This is a genomic window from Sphingomonas flavalba (assembly GCF_047553045.1).
Classification (GTDB): domain Bacteria; phylum Pseudomonadota; class Alphaproteobacteria; order Sphingomonadales; family Sphingomonadaceae; genus Sphingomonas_L; species Sphingomonas_L flavalba_A.
On sequence record NZ_CP180208.1, the window covers coordinates 761,914 to 778,000 of the forward strand.

The 16,087-nt window shown below is 66.5% G+C and carries 16 protein-coding genes; 12 read left to right on the forward strand and 4 right to left on the reverse strand.

All coding sequences use genetic code 11. The features are described from left to right. Positions 1-39: 39 nt before the first annotated feature. Genes ACMT1E_RS03495 through ACMT1E_RS03525 form a run of 7 tightly spaced genes read left to right on the forward strand, consistent with a single transcriptional unit; the run spans position 40 to position 6,012 of the window. Positions 40-2,247, forward strand: a complete 2,208-nt coding sequence (locus ACMT1E_RS03495; RefSeq protein WP_414902303.1) for a TonB-dependent receptor — start codon at positions 40-42, stop codon at positions 2,245-2,247. A gap of 40 nt (positions 2,248-2,287) precedes the next feature. Further along, positions 2,288-2,683 (forward strand): c-type cytochrome, encoded by a 396-nt coding sequence (locus tag ACMT1E_RS03500; protein ID WP_414902304.1) that lies wholly within the window; start codon positions 2,288-2,290, stop codon positions 2,681-2,683. A gap of 31 nt (positions 2,684-2,714) precedes the next feature. Then, on the forward strand, positions 2,715-3,875 hold the full coding sequence (locus tag ACMT1E_RS03505) for an amine dehydrogenase large subunit (RefSeq protein ID WP_414902305.1): 1,161 nt from the start codon (positions 2,715-2,717) through the stop codon (positions 3,873-3,875). 7 nt (positions 3,876-3,882) lie between these two features. After that, entirely contained in the window at positions 3,883-4,419 is a 537-nt protein-coding gene (locus tag ACMT1E_RS03510) for a MauE/DoxX family redox-associated membrane protein (protein WP_414902306.1), read from the forward strand. After that, on the forward strand, positions 4,419-5,048 hold the full coding sequence (locus tag ACMT1E_RS03515; protein WP_414903261.1) for a redoxin family protein: 630 nt from the start codon (positions 4,419-4,421) through the stop codon (positions 5,046-5,048). The genes ACMT1E_RS03510 and ACMT1E_RS03515 overlap by 1 nt, the downstream gene beginning before the upstream one ends. Continuing rightward, a complete protein-coding gene (locus ACMT1E_RS03520; protein ID WP_414902307.1) occupies positions 5,045-5,563 on the forward strand; it encodes a methylamine dehydrogenase light chain in 519 nt (172 codons plus the stop codon). Before ACMT1E_RS03515 ends, ACMT1E_RS03520 begins: the two co-directional genes overlap by 4 nt. Positions 5,564-5,568: 5 nt before the next feature. Next, positions 5,569-6,012 carry a c-type cytochrome gene (locus ACMT1E_RS03525; protein WP_414902308.1) on the forward strand — a complete coding sequence of 148 codons (444 nt, stop codon included), beginning with the start codon at positions 5,569-5,571 and terminating at the stop codon, positions 6,010-6,012. On the opposite strand, the gene ACMT1E_RS03530 is transcribed toward ACMT1E_RS03525, so the two are convergent. Beyond that, positions 6,009-6,818 carry an SDR family NAD(P)-dependent oxidoreductase gene (locus ACMT1E_RS03530; protein ID WP_414902309.1) on the reverse strand — a complete coding sequence of 270 codons (810 nt, stop codon included), beginning with the start codon at positions 6,816-6,818 and terminating at the stop codon, positions 6,009-6,011. The two genes, ACMT1E_RS03525 and ACMT1E_RS03530, sit on opposite strands and share 4 nt — an antisense overlap. Before the next feature lie 131 nt (positions 6,819-6,949). Between ACMT1E_RS03530 and ACMT1E_RS03535 the strand changes: the two genes are divergently transcribed. From ACMT1E_RS03535 to ACMT1E_RS03555, 5 genes are read left to right on the forward strand one after another with little or no spacing between them, the layout of a single operon-like run. Beyond that, positions 6,950-8,086 carry an MFS transporter gene (locus ACMT1E_RS03535; protein WP_414902310.1) on the forward strand — a complete coding sequence of 379 codons (1,137 nt, stop codon included), beginning with the start codon at positions 6,950-6,952 and terminating at the stop codon, positions 8,084-8,086. Beyond that, positions 8,083-9,423 carry an amino acid permease gene (locus tag ACMT1E_RS03540; RefSeq protein ID WP_414902311.1) on the forward strand — a complete coding sequence of 447 codons (1,341 nt, stop codon included), beginning with the start codon at positions 8,083-8,085 and terminating at the stop codon, positions 9,421-9,423. Before ACMT1E_RS03535 ends, ACMT1E_RS03540 begins: the two co-directional genes overlap by 4 nt. Then, positions 9,416-10,699, forward strand: coding sequence for an aspartate aminotransferase family protein (locus ACMT1E_RS03545; protein ID WP_414902312.1), 1,284 nt, complete (start codon positions 9,416-9,418; stop codon positions 10,697-10,699). Before ACMT1E_RS03540 ends, ACMT1E_RS03545 begins: the two co-directional genes overlap by 8 nt. A gap of 11 nt (positions 10,700-10,710) precedes the next feature. Next, a complete protein-coding gene (locus ACMT1E_RS03550; RefSeq protein ID WP_414902313.1) occupies positions 10,711-11,748 on the forward strand; it encodes a phosphotransferase enzyme family protein in 1,038 nt (345 codons plus the stop codon). Positions 11,749-11,758: 10 nt separating this feature from the next. Continuing rightward, positions 11,759-12,376 carry a TetR/AcrR family transcriptional regulator gene (locus tag ACMT1E_RS03555; protein ID WP_414902314.1) on the forward strand — a complete coding sequence of 206 codons (618 nt, stop codon included), beginning with the start codon at positions 11,759-11,761 and terminating at the stop codon, positions 12,374-12,376. Here ACMT1E_RS03555 and ACMT1E_RS03560 read toward each other — a convergent pair whose 3' ends face one another. Genes ACMT1E_RS03560 through ACMT1E_RS03570 form a run of 3 tightly spaced genes read right to left on the reverse strand, consistent with a single transcriptional unit; the run spans position 12,377 to position 16,076 of the window. After that, the gene (locus ACMT1E_RS03560) at positions 12,377-12,991 is read right to left on the reverse strand and encodes an isochorismatase family protein (RefSeq protein WP_414902315.1); all 615 of its coding nucleotides are present in this window, start codon (positions 12,989-12,991) and stop codon (positions 12,377-12,379) included. Between the two features lie 2 nt (positions 12,992-12,993). Beyond that, positions 12,994-14,229, reverse strand: coding sequence for a CaiB/BaiF CoA transferase family protein (locus tag ACMT1E_RS03565; protein WP_414902316.1), 1,236 nt, complete (start codon positions 14,227-14,229; stop codon positions 12,994-12,996). Continuing rightward, positions 14,199-16,076 (reverse strand): hydantoinase B/oxoprolinase family protein, encoded by a 1,878-nt coding sequence (locus ACMT1E_RS03570; protein ID WP_414902317.1) that lies wholly within the window; start codon positions 16,074-16,076, stop codon positions 14,199-14,201. The genes ACMT1E_RS03565 and ACMT1E_RS03570 overlap by 31 nt, the downstream gene beginning before the upstream one ends. Positions 16,077-16,087: the final 11 nt, after the last annotated feature.

Sequence of the window (16,087 nt, forward strand, 5' to 3'; positions counted from 1 at the left end):
CCACAACACGGCAAACGTGATACTGAGGGGAGATGGGTGATGCGAACGAATAGGGCGGCTGCCAGCCTGCGCGTTCTGGCCTTGGCGGGCCTTTTCCAGTTTGCGAGTCCGGCGTTGGCGCAGGATGCGTCTGCACCCGCTGCGAGCAGCGGCGACGGTGATATTGTCGTCACCGCGCAGAAGCGCGAGCAGAGTATCCAGTCCGTCGGCCTCGCGATCAGCGCGATGGGCCAGCAAAGCCTGGCCGAGATGGGGCGGCAGGATATGTCCGCCCTGGCGGCAAAGGTGCCCAGCCTGCAGGTGCTCGCCTATAGCCCGACGCTGACCGTGTTCAACATCCGGGGCGTATCGCAGAACGACTTCGCGGATTCGCAGGAGGCGCCGATCGCCTTCTACAATGACGAGGTTTACATCAGCGCGCTCGGCGCGATCGCCGGCCAGACCTACGATCTGGAACGTGTGGAAATGCTGCGCGGCCCGCAGGGCACGCTGTTCGGCCGCAATGCCACCGGCGGCCTGGTTCAGATCGTTTCGGCCAAGCCGACCCGCGAGCTGGACGGTTTCCTGACGTTGACCGGGGGCAGCTACGGCCAGTTCGCGACCGAAGGGGCGATCAGCGGGCCGTTGAGTGACCGGTTGCGCGCGCGCTTGTCCTTCAGCAGCGACCATCACGGCGGCTATATCGACAATGCCGCGGGCAAGAATCTGGGCAGTTCGAAATTCTACGCCGGGCGTATCCAGATCGCCGGCGACGTTGGCGACAGCGGTGAATTTACCCTGAAAGTGCAGGGCCTGCGCAACGACAATGAGCGGAGCGGCGGCCTCTACAGTCACCGCACCGCCATCCCCAATGCCGATGGGCTAGGCGAGTATGTCGCGCGCACCGACGACCCTTACGGCACCTGCACGGGCTGCGACCTGTTCGGCTACATTCAGCCGGGGACCGATCCGTTCAAGGTCGCGTTCAACGGCCCGAACTATTTCAACCGTAGCTACTGGAGCGCGACGCTGCGCTATGTGCAGGATCTGGGCGGCGTCACCCTGACGTCGATCTCCGACTATCAGCACCTGAAAAAGCGCTATGCCGAGGACGCCGACATGTCGCCGGCACCGATTTTCCAGTATTATACCGCGCAGAACCTTGACCAGTATTCGCAGGAATTACGCCTGTCGGGCAACGATGACCGCATGAACTGGGTGGTCGGCGGCTATGCGATCAAGATCAAGAGTCGCAACGCCTATAATACCGATCTGACCAGCATCGGCCTGGGCGAAATTTACGGCGGCACCCTGGACACCGTGTCGTTCGCGGGCTTTGGCCAGCTTGAGTATGCGTTGACCGATCAGGTCAGCCTGATCGGTGGCATCCGTTATTCCGCTGATCGCAAGACCTACGACTTCACCCATGCCGAAAACGGGGTGACCGACTTCACCTTCAACCGCGCCAGCGTCGGCAAGCTCGCGCGCCAGCATTTCAAGGATTATTCCGGCAAGATCGGCGTGAATTTCAAGCCGAGCGACGACGCGCTGCTGTATCTGAGCGTCAATCGCGGCATCAAGGGCGGAGGGTTCGGCACTCCGGCCTTCCATCCTGGCGATCTGTCGACGATCCCGTTCAAGGAAGAGGTGCTGACCGACTATGAAGGCGGCGTGAAACTGACGCTGGGCGGTACGTCCCACCTGAACCTGTCCGCCTTCTATTACGACTATAAGGATTACCAGGCATTCGAACTGGTCGGCATTTCGCTGGCGATCCGCAACAAGGACGCGACGATCAAGGGGCTGGAGTTCGAATTCAACACCCGGCCGGTGCCGGGGTTGTTCCTCCAGACCTTCGCGACCCTGCTCGACAGCAAGGTTAAGGGGGTTGTCCTGCCGTCGGGCCGGGTCGCCGACACGCGCATGCCGCAGGCGCCGAAATTGAGCGTTGGCGCACTTGGGCGCTACGAGTTCGATCTTGGTACCGGTAAGCTGGCGCTGCAGACCGACTGGAAATACGACAGCACGCTGTATTTCTCGACATTCAACGCACCGGTTGACCGCCAGAGCGGACGCATCGTCGGCAATGTCCGCGCATCCTATGCATTCAACGACCGGTGGGAAGTCGCGTTGTTCGCCAACAACGTAACCGACAAGGCGTATCGCCTCTATAATCTCGATCTGTCCGGCCCGTTCGGCTTCACCCAGCAATCCTACGCGCGGCCGCGCTGGATTGGCGGGAGCCTGACCTATCGTTTAGGAAGCTAGGGCAGGGATGGTTGTGGTTCGTATCGTAAGGAGTAGGGCTATGGCGATGACGGCAGGGCGTATTTTTCCTGTCATTCGGCTGGTGGTGGTCGGTGTTGCGCTGTGCGGCGTGACGCCGGCGGCGGCGCAGGACGCGGCGGCCGGCACGGCTTTGTTCAAGCGCTGCGCGATCTGCCATTCGGTCACCCCCGGCAAGGGCGTGACGCTTGGTCCCAACCTGGCTGGCATCTTTGGGCGCAAGGCGGGCGCGCAGCCGGGCTTTACTTATTCCAAGGCGATGGCTGCGGCGCCGTTCAAATGGGATCAGGCGAAGCTCGACGCGTTTCTGGCGCGGCCGCAGGCGGTGGTGCCGGGTAACCGCATGGCCTTTGCCGGCATGTCCAATGCCGCGGAACGGGCGCAGTTGATCGCCTATATGAAATCTTTGGGGAAGTAAGCGGCCGTTCGGTGGCCACGGGAGGAATGTGATGAACGTCTGGCGCATTGCAACTTCCGCGGCCCTGGCCGCCGCCATGGTGCCGTCGGCGGCGCCCGCGCAAACGGAAGAGCTGAAAAGCGAGGAGATGTATCAGGTCGAGTTGGCCGAGCAGATGCGCCCCCACTGGGTGTGGGTGAACGATGTGTCCTTCACCCGCCCGCTCGACGGCCGCGCCTATCTGCTCGACGCGGACAGCGGCCAGTTCCTTGGCATGGTGAGCGGCGGCTACGCGCAAGGGCCGCTGCAGATTGCACGCGACGGCAAGCGTTTCTCGATGGTTTCCACCTACTACTCGCGCGGGACGCGGGGCGAACGCACGGATGTCGCGACCTTCTATGACATCAAGACCTTAGACCAGACGGGTGAGGTGGTGATCCCGCCCAAGCATTTCATCAGCCTGCCGATCCTGTCGACCGCGCGCCTGAGCGATGACGACCGCTTCCTACTGGTCTACAACTTCACCCCGGAACAGTCGGTGTCGGTTGTCGACGTCGCCGCCAGCAAGCTGGTCGGCGAAACCGCGACACCGGGTTGCGCACTGGTCTATCCGGTCGCGCCGCGCCGTTTCTTCATGCAGTGCAGCGACAGCGCGCTGCAGGCGGTATCGATATCCGAGGCCGGCGCGCTGTCGCTTGAGGCGACGACGACCAAGCTGTTTTCCGACGATGATCCAGCCAACGAAAAGCCGGTGCGGATCGCCCCGGCGGAGTGGCTGTTCATTACCCGCGACAGTGAAGTGCGGATCGTCGACGGGGCCGGGGCGGTGCCGAAGGTCAAGGCGAAGTGGAGCCTGCTCGACAAGGATACCGCCGAATGGCGGATCGGGGGATTGCAGCCGTCGGCCTATCACGCCGGTTCCGGGCGCCTTTATACGCTGATGCACGTCGGCGACCGCGACACACACAAGGACCCGGGCACGGAAGTGTGGGTTTATGACGTCGCGGCCGGCAAGCGGGTGCAGCGGATTAAGCTCGACGGACCGGCGACGGCACTGGCGGTCAGCGAGGACGCCGAGCCGCTGCTCTATACTGTGATGTTCGGGGTCGACGAACTGGCTATCTACGATGCGCGTGACGGGACCAGGCGGCGTGGGATCACCGGCCTCGGCAATTCGCTGAGCGTGATCCAGCCAGCGCCGGTCGCGCCGTGAGCGGATGATGCTGGATCCCTTCCTTCTGCTTCTTGCGCGGGCTGCTCTGGGCGGTTTGATGCTGGCGGCGGCGCTGCACAAAATCGGTGACCCGGTGCGCTTTGCCGGCGCGGTCGACGGCTATCGGCTGGTGCCGGCGCCGCTGGTCCGGCCAACGGCGTGGACGATCATGCTGGCCGAACTGGCGGCGGCGCTGGCGGTGCTCTGGCCCTTTGGCATCGCATGGCGGACGGGGCTGGGCGGCGTCGCGATGCTGATGTCGCTCTATACCGCCGCGATCGCGATCAACCTGCTGCGCGGGCGCGGCAACGTCGACTGTGGCTGTATGGGCTTTGGCGCCGGCAAGCGCATCCGGTGGGCAATGGTGTGGCGGGGCGGGGGACTGGCGGCGGTGTCCGCGCTGGCCGCTCTGGCGCCGGTCGCCGCGCGGCGGCTGCTGTGGATCGACTGGTTCGGCGTCGGCGCCGGCCTGCTGTGCCTCGTGTTGCTCTATCTGGCCTTTGACGCGATCATCGCGACGCCTTTGCGGGAGAATACCCGGTGATGACCGCTCTTGTCATTGCGGTATGTGTCCAGTGGGTGCTGCTGGCTGTGCTGTGCGTCGGCCTCGTGGTTTTGCTGCGCCAGGTCGGGATGCTGCACGAACGGCTTGGCCCGGTTGGCGCCCTGACCCTGCCGGGCGGGCCGAAGGCGGGCGATGCCGCGCCACAGATGGCGGTGCGCGCGATGGATGGCAGGACGGTGACCGTCGGCGGCGCCCATGCGGCTGGGCGGTCGACCCTGCTGTTCTTCCTGTCGCCGACCTGTTCGGTCTGCAAGACGCTGATCCCGGTGGTGAAGGGTATCGCGCATGAAGAGCGCGAGACGCTGGACGTTGTGCTGGCCAGCGACGGCGATGAGCCGCTGCAGCAACGCATGGTCAGCGAGCAGGGACTGGCGGCTTTCCCGCTGCTGCTGTCGACCGACCTTGGCCTTGCCTATCATGTGTCGAAGCTGCCCTATGCAGTGCTGATCGCGCCGGACGGCACGGTTGCTGCCAAGGGGCTGGTCAACAATCGTGAGCATCTTGAAAGCCTGTTCGAGGCGCGCCGGCAGGGGGTCGCGTCGCTGCAGCAATATCTCAATCGCGAACGGGCTATCCCTGAGGGGATCGAAACGAGGACGGTAGCATGAACAGACTGGACCGGATCACCGAAGCGCTTGCCCGGTCGGCCGCGCGGCACCTGTCTCGGCGCAGTTTCTTCGGGCGCCTGGGTGCGGCGATGACGGTGGCGACGGTACCGCTGCTTCCGGTCAGCCGTGCCGCGGCGGAGCGCGGGCCGCAACCGCCCCAGCCGCAGGAAAAAGGTGATCCGGCCAATTGCGACTATTGGCGTTATTGCGCGATCGACGGCTTCCTCTGCTCGTGCTGCGGCGGGTCGATGTCGTCCTGCCCGCCGGGCACGGAGCCGTCGCCGATCACCTGGGTCGGCACCTGCCGCAACCCGGTTGACAACAAGGACTATGTGATCTCGTACAACGATTGCTGCGGCAAGAGCGCGTGCGGCCGCTGCGAGTGCAACCGCAACGAGCGCGACACGCCGGTCTATCAGCCTGCCGGATCGAACGACATCAACTGGTGCCTCGGCACGCAGAGCGGCGTCGTCTACAACTGCTCGACCGCCGTCGTGCTCGGCGCCGCCAGCTAGCGCCGATGCGCGGTCGCCCCGCCGTGCCGTGGATCGCCGCCCCGCTACTGGCGGTGGCGGGCGCGGTGCTGGTGACCGGTGCGACCGCGCCGCAGGATCGCTCGCCGCGAACGAATTACGCGCTGCACTGTCAGGGGTGCCACCTGCCGGATGGAAGCGGCAAGCCCGGTGCGGTACCCGACATGCGTGGTGAGCTGGGGCGGCTGGCCGCCGTTCCGGGCGGGCGCGAGTTCATCGTCCAGGTGCCGGGCACCGCCAGCGCCAAGCTGGATGATGTTCAGGTCACCGCGCTGCTCAACTGGCTGGTCCCGGCGATGGGGCCGCCGGTGCCGGGCGGGTTCAGGCCCTATACCGTCGAGGAGGTCGGCCGGCTGCGGCGCCAGCGGTTGAAGCAGGTCGAGCCGCTGCGTTCCGAATTGCGCCGGGCGATCGCCGCGCAGCCTAGCTAGGGCTGTTTTTCGACGATCTTGTCGAAGAAGGTCATGCCGACATTGGCGATCAGCGATCCGCCGTCGACCGCCAGAACCGCGCCATTGACGAAGGAAGCAGCGGGGCTGAGCAGCCAGGCGATCGCTTCCGCCGCCTCGTTCGCATGGCCGGCGCGGCGTTGAGGGACATATTCGCTGACCTTGGCGTAGGCGTCTTCCAGATCGTCGGCGATGTGCATCGTCGCCATTTCCTCGTCGCCCATCTCGGTGCGGATCCAGCCGGGCGCGACGATGTTGGCGCGCAGCCCGTCACGCGCATGTTCGTAGGCGATCGCCTGGGTCATCAGGGTCAGGCCCGCTTTCGACGCGGAGTAGGCGGCGAGTCCCGGACCGGTCTGCACCGCGCCGACCGAAGTGATCGAGACGATTGCGCCCTTGACCGCCAGCAGATGCGGCAGCGCCGCCTGGGCGAGGACGAACGGCCCGGTCAGGTTGATCGCCAGTTGCGCATCCCAATCCTCCAGCCGCATTTCCGCGAAGGGGACGGTGATGACGATGCCGGCGTTCAGCACCAGTCCGTCGAGCCGGCCGTAATGGGCGACGACATCCGCGATCAGTTTGCGGGCGGCGTCCGGTTTGCCGATGTCGGCGACGAATGGGGTGATACCACCTGTCGCCGCCACCGCCTCCAGCGCGGCAAGCCGTCGCCCGCAGATCGCAACCTGATAGTCGCGGGCCAGCCGACGCGCGGTGGCGGCGCCGATGCCGCTACCGCCGCCGGTTACCAGAACGACCGGCTTTTCCCGGTTGGCCCCGTGTTGGCTCATCTTCGCCTCTCCCTGCTTGTGAATAGGAACGTATTCGAGTTAAACACATGTGTCGAGCGCAATTCCGTGGACAAGCTTTCTATCCTCCGATAAAACTCGAATACATTCGAGATAATAATGGTAGGAGAGGTATGCGCGCGGGAGATATCGCGCCGCTGATCGGCGGCACCTTTCTGGCCATGTATCCAATGATGACGACGCCGATCCTCGTCGGCGGGCTGGTCGATTGGGCGGGGCTGTCCGGCGAGCAGGCCGGGTGGATCGGCACGCTCTCGATCGGCGCGGTGGCGCTGGCGTCGATGCTGCTGCCGCGCCTGCTGCACCGCCACCCCGGCCGGGCGCTGCCCTTCCTGTTCGCGGCGATGCTGGCGGTTGGCTATGCCGGCTATTCGCTTGTGGCCGGTTTCCCGGCCTTCGTCGCGCTGGCGCTGGTCACCGGTATCGGCTCTGGCGGGCTGCTGGCGGCGATGGCGATGCGGATCGCCAAGACCGCGCAGCCGGACCGCATTTACGGCATCATCTACGCGACCGCATCGATCGTGTTCGCGGCGCTGCTGTTCGCGCTGCCGCCGCTCGGTGAAGCCTGGGGCGTTCCGGCGGAGTTCCGGCTGCTGGCGCTGATCGCCGTCGGCGTGATGCCGGTGCTCGCCTGGCTGAAGGCCGATGTCGCGTCTGTGGGCGGGGAAGGCGGCGGCGTAGCCCGGCGACCGTGGGCGATGATCTGGACGGTGGTGCTGGTGATGACCATCGCCTTTCCACTTTACGGCGGCGTTTACGCCTTTTCGGAACGGCGCGCGGTCGACATCGGCCTTGGCGCGGCGGCGATCGGCGGGGCGCTGGCGGCGGCGACAGTGATGACCGTCGTCGGCGCGTTGCTTGTCGCATGGGTCGGCACCCGCCCGGGCCGCACGCTGCCGACGATGGTGACGATGGCGGTGGCGACATTGTCCTACGGCCTGGTGCTGGGGGCCGCCACGCCGCCGCTGTTCCTGGCCGGGATGCTGGCGTTCGGGCTAATGCAGATGGCGCTCAATTCCTATTTCTTCGGCCTTGCCTCCACCCTTGACCGCGAGGGGCATGTCGCGGCGGCGCTGCAGGGTTATTCCCTCATCCCCTACGCGCTGGGCGCCGGGTTGTTCGGCAGCCTGGCGGGGGACGGGGACATGCGCCTGCTGGCCTGGCCGGCGGTGGCGATCAGCATCTTCGCCGCGCTGATCCTGCTGCCAATGCTGATCCGGCTCGACCGGCAGGGCGAGGCAGCGGCGTGAGCGCGGAACTCGCCCGCGCGGCAATCGGCTGGCGGCAGATCGCCGGCCTTGGCGTCGCGCTGGTCGTCGCCGGCCAGTTTACCGGCTGGAATTACGGGCTCGCGGTGGGCGGTTGGGCCAACATGGTGGCGGCGACGCTGCTGATGGCGGTGTTGTGTTTCGGCCTGGCGCTGTGCGTTGCCGAACTGTCCGCCGCCCGGCCGAGCGCCGGCGGCCTCTATGTCTATTGCGAGGCGGCGTTCGGCCCTTTCGCTGGTTATGCCGTGGGCTTCGCGGTGTTCGCGGCGCTGTCGATCAGTACGGGCGCGGCGGTGCAGTTCGTGTCCGCTTACTGCCAGCACGCCTTCGGCTTTGGCGGCTGGCCGCTGAAGCTGGCGCTGTTCGCCGCGATCATCGCGCTCCACGCCCGTGGGGTGGGGGAGGCGATGCGCTGGATGGTCGGCGCCGGGGTGCTGGCGGTCGCGGCGATCGTACTGTTCGACCTGACGATGCTGCCCTATTTCGATCCGGCCAAGCTGTCCGTCGGCGGCCGTCCGTTATCCATTGATCCGCGCGGTGTGGTCGCCTGTATCCCGTTCGCGATCTGGCTGTTCATTTCGGTCGAACAGACCGCCGCCGCATCGGAAGAAGTGCGCGACCCGGCCCATGCGATGCCGCGCGGGATCATTGCCGCGATCGTCATCCTGCTGTTGTCGGCGCTGAGCGTGCTGGTGCTGGCGGCCGGCGGCGGCGGTGTCGTGCAAGTCGGCGCCGCCGACGATCCGATGCTGGCGGCGATGACCAGCCCGCTGGCGGGCGGCGGATCGGGGTTGATGGTTGCGCTGGTCGGTACCGGCGGGATGTTGGGGCTGGTCGCGACACTGTTCTCGCTGATCTATTCCGCCTCGCGCCAGCTGTTCGCGCTTGCCCGCGACGGCCATCTGCCGGCGGTGCTGGCGCAGACCAACCGGCGCGGGGCGCCGCACGTCGCGCTGCTGCTGGTCGGTGCGATCGGCATAGCGATGGCGTCTGTCCGCCCTGAAAGCATATTGCTTGCCGTCGTGCTGCTGCTCAGCGCCTCCTATGTCGTGCTGCTCGCCGCGTTCATCCGCCTGCGCCGTAGTCAGGCCGATCTGCACCGTCCGTTCCGCGCCTGGGGCGGGCAGGTGACCGCTGCGCTGTGCCTGTGCCTGGCACTGCTGGTCTGCGCCGCCTGTTTCCAGGTCGAGATGCCGGTGCTGGTTGCGCTGGGGATGCTGCTGGGCGCCGCCGGGCTTTGTTATCTGCAAAGCCGCCGCCACCGCGCCGCCGCTTCTCCCGTCTTTGTTTCGCCGATGGAAAGGTCGTCCGATGTCTGATGATGCTGCGCTGCTGGAGCGGCGATTCCGGGTCATGGGGCGCAACGCGCCGCTGTTCTACGACCGGCCGGTGCATCTGGTGCGCGGCCATGGCGTATGGGTGGAGGATGCCGACGGCCGGCGCTATCTGGATGTCTATAACAACGTGCCGCATGTCGGCCATTGCCACCCGCATGTCGTGGAAGCGATCGCCCGACAGGCGGCGACGCTGAACCTGCACACCCGTTATCTGCACGAAACCGTCGTCGCCTATGCAGAGCGGCTGACCGCGACCTTCGCCGAGCCGCTCGATGCGGCGGTTTTCACCTGTTCCGGCACCGAATCCAACGAACTGGCGCTGCGGCTGGCCCGCTATCGCAGCGGCGGGCGCGGCATCATCGTCAGCGATTTCAGCTATCACGGCAATTCGGAGACGCTGGCGGCGGTGACCACCTGCTTCCCGGTGCCGGAGCCGTTCCCCGTCTTTGCCCGCAAGGTGCCGGTGCCCGACCCCTATCGCGACCGGCAGGGGCGGGACGACGGGGCGCTCGGCGACCTGTTCGCGGCGAAGATCGCCGAGGCGGTGCGGTCGCTGAAGGCGGAAGGGATCCCGCTCGCCGCGCTGCTGATCGACACGCTGTTCGCCAACGAGGGGTTGCCGGAGCCGGTGCCCGGCTATGTCGCCAAGGCGGTCGCCATCGTCCACGAGGCTGGCGGCCAGTTCATCTGCGACGAGGTGCAGGCCGGCTTCGGCCGCACCGGCGACGCGATGTGGGGCCACCAGCTGAGCGGCGTCACGCCGGATATCGTCACGCTCGGCAAGCCGATGGGCAACGGCCACCCGCTCGCCGGGGTGATCGCACCGGCGGAGTTGATCGATTCCTTCGGCAAGGCGGCGACCTATTTCAACACCTTCGGTGGCAATCCGGTGTCGGCCGCCGCCGGCATGGCGGTGCTCGACGTGATCGAAGATGAAGGGTTGCTGGAGAACAGCCGCCGGGTCGGCGCCCATGTCCGTGCCGGGCTGGAGCGGCTGATGGCGCGGTACCCGATCATCGGCAATGTCCGGGGCAGGGGGCTGTTCTTCGGCATCGAGATCATCGCCGACGCGGGCGAAAAGACACCGGACCCGGCGCTGACCAAGCGGCTGGTCAACATGATGCGCGACCGGGGCGTGCTGCTCAGCCGGATCGGGCGGTACGACAATATCCTGAAGATGCGGCCGCCGATGGTGTTCACCACCGCCGACGCCGATCTGCTGCTGGCGACGCTCGACAACGCGCTGGCGGCGCTGTGAAAGGCCCGGCGATGCCCGATTTCTATGCCTTGGCGGACGATGCGCAGGCGGTTCTGCTGACCGGCCTCGCCAGCGCGGCGCTGGCCCGCTGGGATGGCGCATTCGGTGCGCCGGAACTGGTCAAGTATCGCGAGAATGCGGTGTTCTCCGTCCGCCGTGCCGATGGGGTGCGCGTGGCGCTGCGCGTTCACCGCCACGGCTATCATTCCGACGCAGCGCTGCATTCGGAATTGCACTGGATGCAGGCGCTGGGCACGTGCGGTGTCGCGGTGCCGCCGATCGTCCCGGCTGCGTGCGGCAGCATGTTCGTAACCGTCGCCGCGCCCGACATTCCCGAACCGCGCCAGGTCGACATGCTCGGCTGGATGGCGGGCGCGCCGGTCGGCTCCGCCGAGGACGGGCTGGTGCTCGACGCGGCGGCGGCGGAGCGGCTGTATTTCGACGCCGGGGCACTGGCCGCGACGGTGCACCGGGAGACGCGGGCAATGCGGCTGCCCGACGGCTTCGTCCGCCATGCCTGGGACGAGGCCGGGCTGATCGGCGACAATCCGCTGTGGGGGCGTTTCTGGGAACTGGCGATGCTGACCGATGCCGACCGCGCGCTGCTGGCCGAGGCGCGGGCGCGGGCGGCGCGGGACCTGACCGCTTTCGGCCGGACGGCGGAGAATTACGGGCTGATCCATGCCGATTTCGTGCCGGAGAATTTGCTCAGCGAGGCAGGGCGGCTGAAGCTGATCGATTTCGATGATTCGGGTTTCGGCTGGCACATGTTCGAACTGGCGACCGCGCTCTATTTCAACATCGACGAGCCGTTCTACCCGGCGATCGAGCGGGCGCTGTTTGCCGGTTATCGCTCGGTGCGGCCGTTGCCCGCGGCAGAGGAATCGCTGTTGCCGCTGTTCCTTTTCCTGCGCGGCACAACCTATCTCGGGTGGATCCAGACCCGGCCGGAAACCCAGACCGCGCGTGAGCTTGGCCCGATGCTGATCGCGCGGATCAGGCAGGTGGCGCACGCCTATCTTGCCTCGCCCCCGGCCGCACCGGCATAGGGCGCGCGCCATGAACGCGGGACGACCAGCAAACACTCAGGCACGGGGACGCAAGCGGCGGGACGCGCTGCTTGGCGCCGCGCGGCAATTGCTCGCCGAGCGCGAGAGCGATCAGATCACCCTGGTCGATGTCGCCGCGCGTGCGGGCATCCCGAAAAGCTCCGCCTATCACTTCTACGCGGACGTGCTGGAACTCTACAACGAACTGGTCACGGTGCTCGATGCGGAACTCCAGCAATCGATTGTCCGCCCGATCGGCCCGGTCGAGGGGTGGGAGGCGCTGATCGGTGTCGTGATCGACCGCGCCGCGCTGTACTTCGCCGAGCATCCGGCGGCGCAGCAACTGATGCTCGCCTCGCAGACGCCGCCGGCGGTCAAGCGGTCCAGCCGGCGCGCCGACATCATGACCAGCGGCCTGATCGAGCAGCATATCGACGCGCAGTTCGTGATGCCCGACATTCCCGATCGCAGCCGCATCTTCTTTCACGCGGTCGAGGCGGCGGACCTGATGTTCGGCCTGTCGCTGTTCCAGTACGGGGCGCTGAAACCCTCGATGGTCGAGGAGGCGAAGAAAATGTCCTGCGCCTATCTTGGCCTGTACATCCCGCGCTTCCTGCCGCGGCGCTGATCAGCGGCCGGCGAGGATGCGCCGGGCCTGATCCTCGTCGACGACCTCGGCATATTTGGCCTGAAGATCGAACAGATTGGCATCGTGCTGGGCGGCGCCGCGATCGGCGCAACCGTCGCGCGCGACGAACGGGGCAAAGCCATGCTGCAAGGCGTCAAGCGCGCTGGCGCGGACGCAGCCGGAGGTGGAAAAGCCGGTGATGACCAACGTGTCGACGCCAAGGGTGGTCAGCATCGGCGCGAGCGCGGTGCCAAAGAAGGCGGAGGCATATTGCTTGGTAACGACGATGTCGTCCGCCGCCGGGGTCAGCACCGGCGGGAAGGCGCCGAGCGGCGACCCCGCCTGAAATTGGGCGAGCGCCGGGACCTTGCGATAGAACAGCCCGCCGTCCACCCCGCCGGGCGCGTAGACGACCCGGGTGAAGATGACGGGGGCCGAGGCGGCCCGAGCCGCCGCCGCCAGCCGCGCGGTTGCCGCCACCGCCGCTTCGCCGTCCAGAAACAGCGAGGATGTGGGGTCGAGATAGGCCATGACCATGTCGACGATCAGCAGGGCCGGGCGGGCGCCGGGTGCGAGCATCCCGCTGAACGGATCGGCTGAGCCGGGGGATGCCATCTTCAGATCGCGCCCTGTGCTTCGAGGGCGGCGAGCGCGGCGGCGTCCAGCCCGAGGAGCCTGCCGTACACCTCTGCATTGTCCTGCCCGACGCGCTCCGGCGCGGGGGTGCGGATGCGGCCCGGCGTTTCCGAAAATTTCGGGAAGCTGTTCTGCATCATCACCTTGCCCCAGCGCGGCGTGTCGACCTCAACCAGCGCCTCGCGCGCGGCGAAGTGCGGGTCGGCGATCATTTCCGGTGCGCGGTACATGCGGCCGGCGGGAATGCTGTGGGCGATCATCGCCGCTTCGACTTCGTCGACGCTGCGGGCGCTTGTCCAATCCTCGATCAGCGCATCAAGCTCTGCCTGGTGGCGCCCGCGCGAGACATGGTCGACATAGCGCGGATCGGTGGCCAGTTCCGGGCGGCCTATCGCCTGGCATAGCCGGGCGAATACCGCGTCCTGATTGGCGCCGATCAGGTAATCGCCGTCGCGGCACTTATAGACGTTGGATGGCGCGATGCCGGGCAGCACCGAGCCGGAACGTTCACGGATATAGCCGGATTTCTGGTATTCTGGGACCAGGCTTTCCATCACCTGCAACACCGCCTCGTACAGCGCGGAATCGATCACCTGCCCGCGGCCGGTGCGTTCGCGGGCGTGGAGCGCGGCAAGCGCGCCCATGCAGCCATAGGTTGCCGCCAGACTGTCGCCGATCGATACGCCCATGCGCGACGCCGGCCGGTCCGGGTCGCCAACGATATGGCGCCAGCCGCCCATCGCCTCACCGATGCCGCCGAAGCCGGCGCGCCCGGAATAGGGGCCGGACTGGCCGTAGCCAGAGACGCGCACGATGATCAGCCGCGGGTTGACCGCGTGAAGAACGTCGGGGCCAAGGCCCCATTTTTCCATGGTGCCGGGTTTGAAATTCTCGATCAGGATGTCGGCGGTCGCCGCCAGCTTGCGCGCCAGTTCCTGCCCCTCCGGCATGCGCAGATTGGCCGACACCGCCTTCTTGTTGCGGGACACGACTTCCCACCACAGTTTCTGGTCACCGCGCCCCCAGTTGCGCATCGGGTCGCCGGCGCCCGGCGGCTCGATCTTGATGACCTCCGCGCCCATGTCGCCCAGCAACTGGCCGCAGAATGGACCGGCGATCAACTGGCCCAGTTCCACCACCCGGATGCCGTGCAGTGCCCCGTGCTTTTCCTCCATCTTCCTTTCTCCTAACCCGCCGTCGCCGATTGCGGCCGCCATGTCGGCTGCCGTGGCGCGGGGAGGCCCGTTTCCGCTTCGCACCGGGCGCGCAGCGTGTCGATGTCGGGGCCGAAATCGAATATCGGCAGCGGACCGCTGCGCCCGGCTCGCATTTCGGCGCGCAAGGCGGCGGTGGCGGTTTCGTCCACCACCCCATCGGCAAGCACGACGCCGTAATCCCGCGCCCCGTCTGCGCTCACCAGCCCCTGGCGGAATTCGCGCGCGACCAGCGCCGGGTCGCGATCCAGCGGGTCGCCCCAGCCGCCGCCGCCCCAGGTGATGTAGTGCAACTGGTCGCCGGCCTCGACCTGAAGCTGTTCCAGCTTGTTGCCGACAATGGTCCGCGTGCCGTCCGCTTTCTCCAGAATCTTGCGGGCGCGGGCCCCCGGCGCGCCGCCGTTGACGCCCCAAGGCGGCACGAACCAACGGTCGTCGTGGATCGCGATAACCCCCGGCTCCAAAAAGCGGTACGTCATATGGATGCCATTGCCGCCCCGGTGCAGCCCGGCGCCCCCCGAATCCGGCGCGGTTTCATAACGCTCGATCCGCAGCGGGAAATAGCGTTCCAGGAATTCGTTGGGCACATTGGTGAAGCCGGGCCACAGCGAGTGGCCATCCGGCCCGTCCCCCAGCGGGCGCCCCGGAATCCCGCCGAAGCCGATCTGGAACAGCTGGAACCACTGTCCGCCGGCATCGACCCCGGAATAGAACAGGTGCGGGCTGGACGAGAAGCCGGCGGCGTTCAGGAATTCCGGTGTCTTCTGCCCCAGCAGGCCGCCCAGTATGTCGAAGATGCGGCCGAGCGCATGGGTCCGCCCCGACAGCGCCGCCGGGAAGCGCGGTTTCAGCAGCGAACCTTCCGGGATGCGGACCTCGATCAGATCGTAGAAGCCGTCGTTGAACAGAATCTGCGGGTCGAACACCATGATCATGTAGATGCCGAAGAACATCTTGAACATGTTCTCGTTCAGGTAGAAATTGATCGACGCGTCCGATTGCGGATCGGTCCCGTCGAAATCCAGGATCACCCGGTCGCCTTCGCGCCGCATCGTGCATTTGATCCGGTACGGGCCATAACCCATGCCGTCGTCGCAGATGTAATCTTCGAAACTGGCGGGCTCCTCGCTGATCGAGCTGGCGATCAACTGCTTCATCGCGCGGTGGTTGCGCTGAAGCAGTTCCTGCGTTGCCGACACGTACAGATCGTCGCCGAACCGGTCGCTCAGTTCCAGCAGGCGCCGCGCCGCGACCCGGCACGACGCGATCAGCGCGTTCAGGTCGGCCATGCACCAGTCCGGCTTGCGCGTCTGGTGCATGACCAGCCGGACAAGATCGGCGTTATATTCGCCCTTGCGCCAGATTTTTACCGGTGGGATGCGCACGCCTTCCTCGAAGATCGAATGCGCGTCGATCGGCATCGATCCGGCGACCTTGCCGCCGATGTCCGACTGGTGGCCGAACATCGCGGTGTAGGCGAGCAGGCGGCCGTTCTTGAACACCGGCAGCAGCACCAGCCAGTCGTTCGAGTGGCTGATCGCGCCCTCGACCGAATAAGGGTCGGACAGCAGGAACAGGTCGCCATCCTCGACCGTGCCGTCATAGCCGGCGAGGAAGCCGCCGATGAACGAGCCGAACTGGCCGACGATCATCCGCCCCTGATGGTCGGCGATCAGCGGAAACGCATCGCCCTGTTCGCGGATGCCGGGCGACATCGCGGTGCGGACAAGGGTGGCGTCCATCTCGATCCGCGCATTGCGGAGGGCGTTTTCGATGATGTCGAGGGTGACCGGATCGATCTCGATGCCGGCGAAGGGCGTGGGGTTTGACTGGACGATGGTCGCGGGCATGGTCGCGCTCC

Bases quoted from the DNA above. Each gene is read 5' to 3' on its own strand.
- ACMT1E_RS03550 (WP_414902313.1), top strand. From the start codon at position 10,711: ATGCCCGATTTCTATGCCTTGGCGGACGATGCGCAGGCGGTTCTGCTG.
- ACMT1E_RS03570 (WP_414902317.1), bottom strand. From the start codon at position 16,076: ATGCCCGCGACCATCGTCCAGTCAAACCCCACGCCCTTCGCCGGCATC.
- ACMT1E_RS03535 (WP_414902310.1), top strand. From the start codon at position 6,950: ATGCGCGCGGGAGATATCGCGCCGCTGATCGGCGGCACCTTTCTGGCC.
- ACMT1E_RS03520 (WP_414902307.1), top strand. From the start codon at position 5,045: ATGAACAGACTGGACCGGATCACCGAAGCGCTTGCCCGGTCGGCCGCG.
- ACMT1E_RS03495 (WP_414902303.1), top strand. From the start codon at position 40: ATGCGAACGAATAGGGCGGCTGCCAGCCTGCGCGTTCTGGCCTTGGCG.
- ACMT1E_RS03530 (WP_414902309.1), bottom strand. From the start codon at position 6,818: ATGAGCCAACACGGGGCCAACCGGGAAAAGCCGGTCGTTCTGGTAACC.
- ACMT1E_RS03560 (WP_414902315.1), bottom strand. From the start codon at position 12,991: ATGGCATCCCCCGGCTCAGCCGATCCGTTCAGCGGGATGCTCGCACCC.
- ACMT1E_RS03515 (WP_414903261.1), top strand. From the start codon at position 4,419: ATGACCGCTCTTGTCATTGCGGTATGTGTCCAGTGGGTGCTGCTGGCT.
- ACMT1E_RS03525 (WP_414902308.1), top strand. From the start codon at position 5,569: ATGCGCGGTCGCCCCGCCGTGCCGTGGATCGCCGCCCCGCTACTGGCG.
- ACMT1E_RS03555 (WP_414902314.1), top strand. From the start codon at position 11,759: ATGAACGCGGGACGACCAGCAAACACTCAGGCACGGGGACGCAAGCGG.
- ACMT1E_RS03545 (WP_414902312.1), top strand. From the start codon at position 9,416: ATGTCTGATGATGCTGCGCTGCTGGAGCGGCGATTCCGGGTCATGGGG.
- ACMT1E_RS03565 (WP_414902316.1), bottom strand. From the start codon at position 14,229: ATGGCGGCCGCAATCGGCGACGGCGGGTTAGGAGAAAGGAAGATGGAG.
- ACMT1E_RS03510 (WP_414902306.1), top strand. From the start codon at position 3,883: ATGCTGGATCCCTTCCTTCTGCTTCTTGCGCGGGCTGCTCTGGGCGGT.
- ACMT1E_RS03500 (WP_414902304.1), top strand. From the start codon at position 2,288: ATGGCGATGACGGCAGGGCGTATTTTTCCTGTCATTCGGCTGGTGGTG.
- ACMT1E_RS03505 (WP_414902305.1), top strand. From the start codon at position 2,715: ATGAACGTCTGGCGCATTGCAACTTCCGCGGCCCTGGCCGCCGCCATG.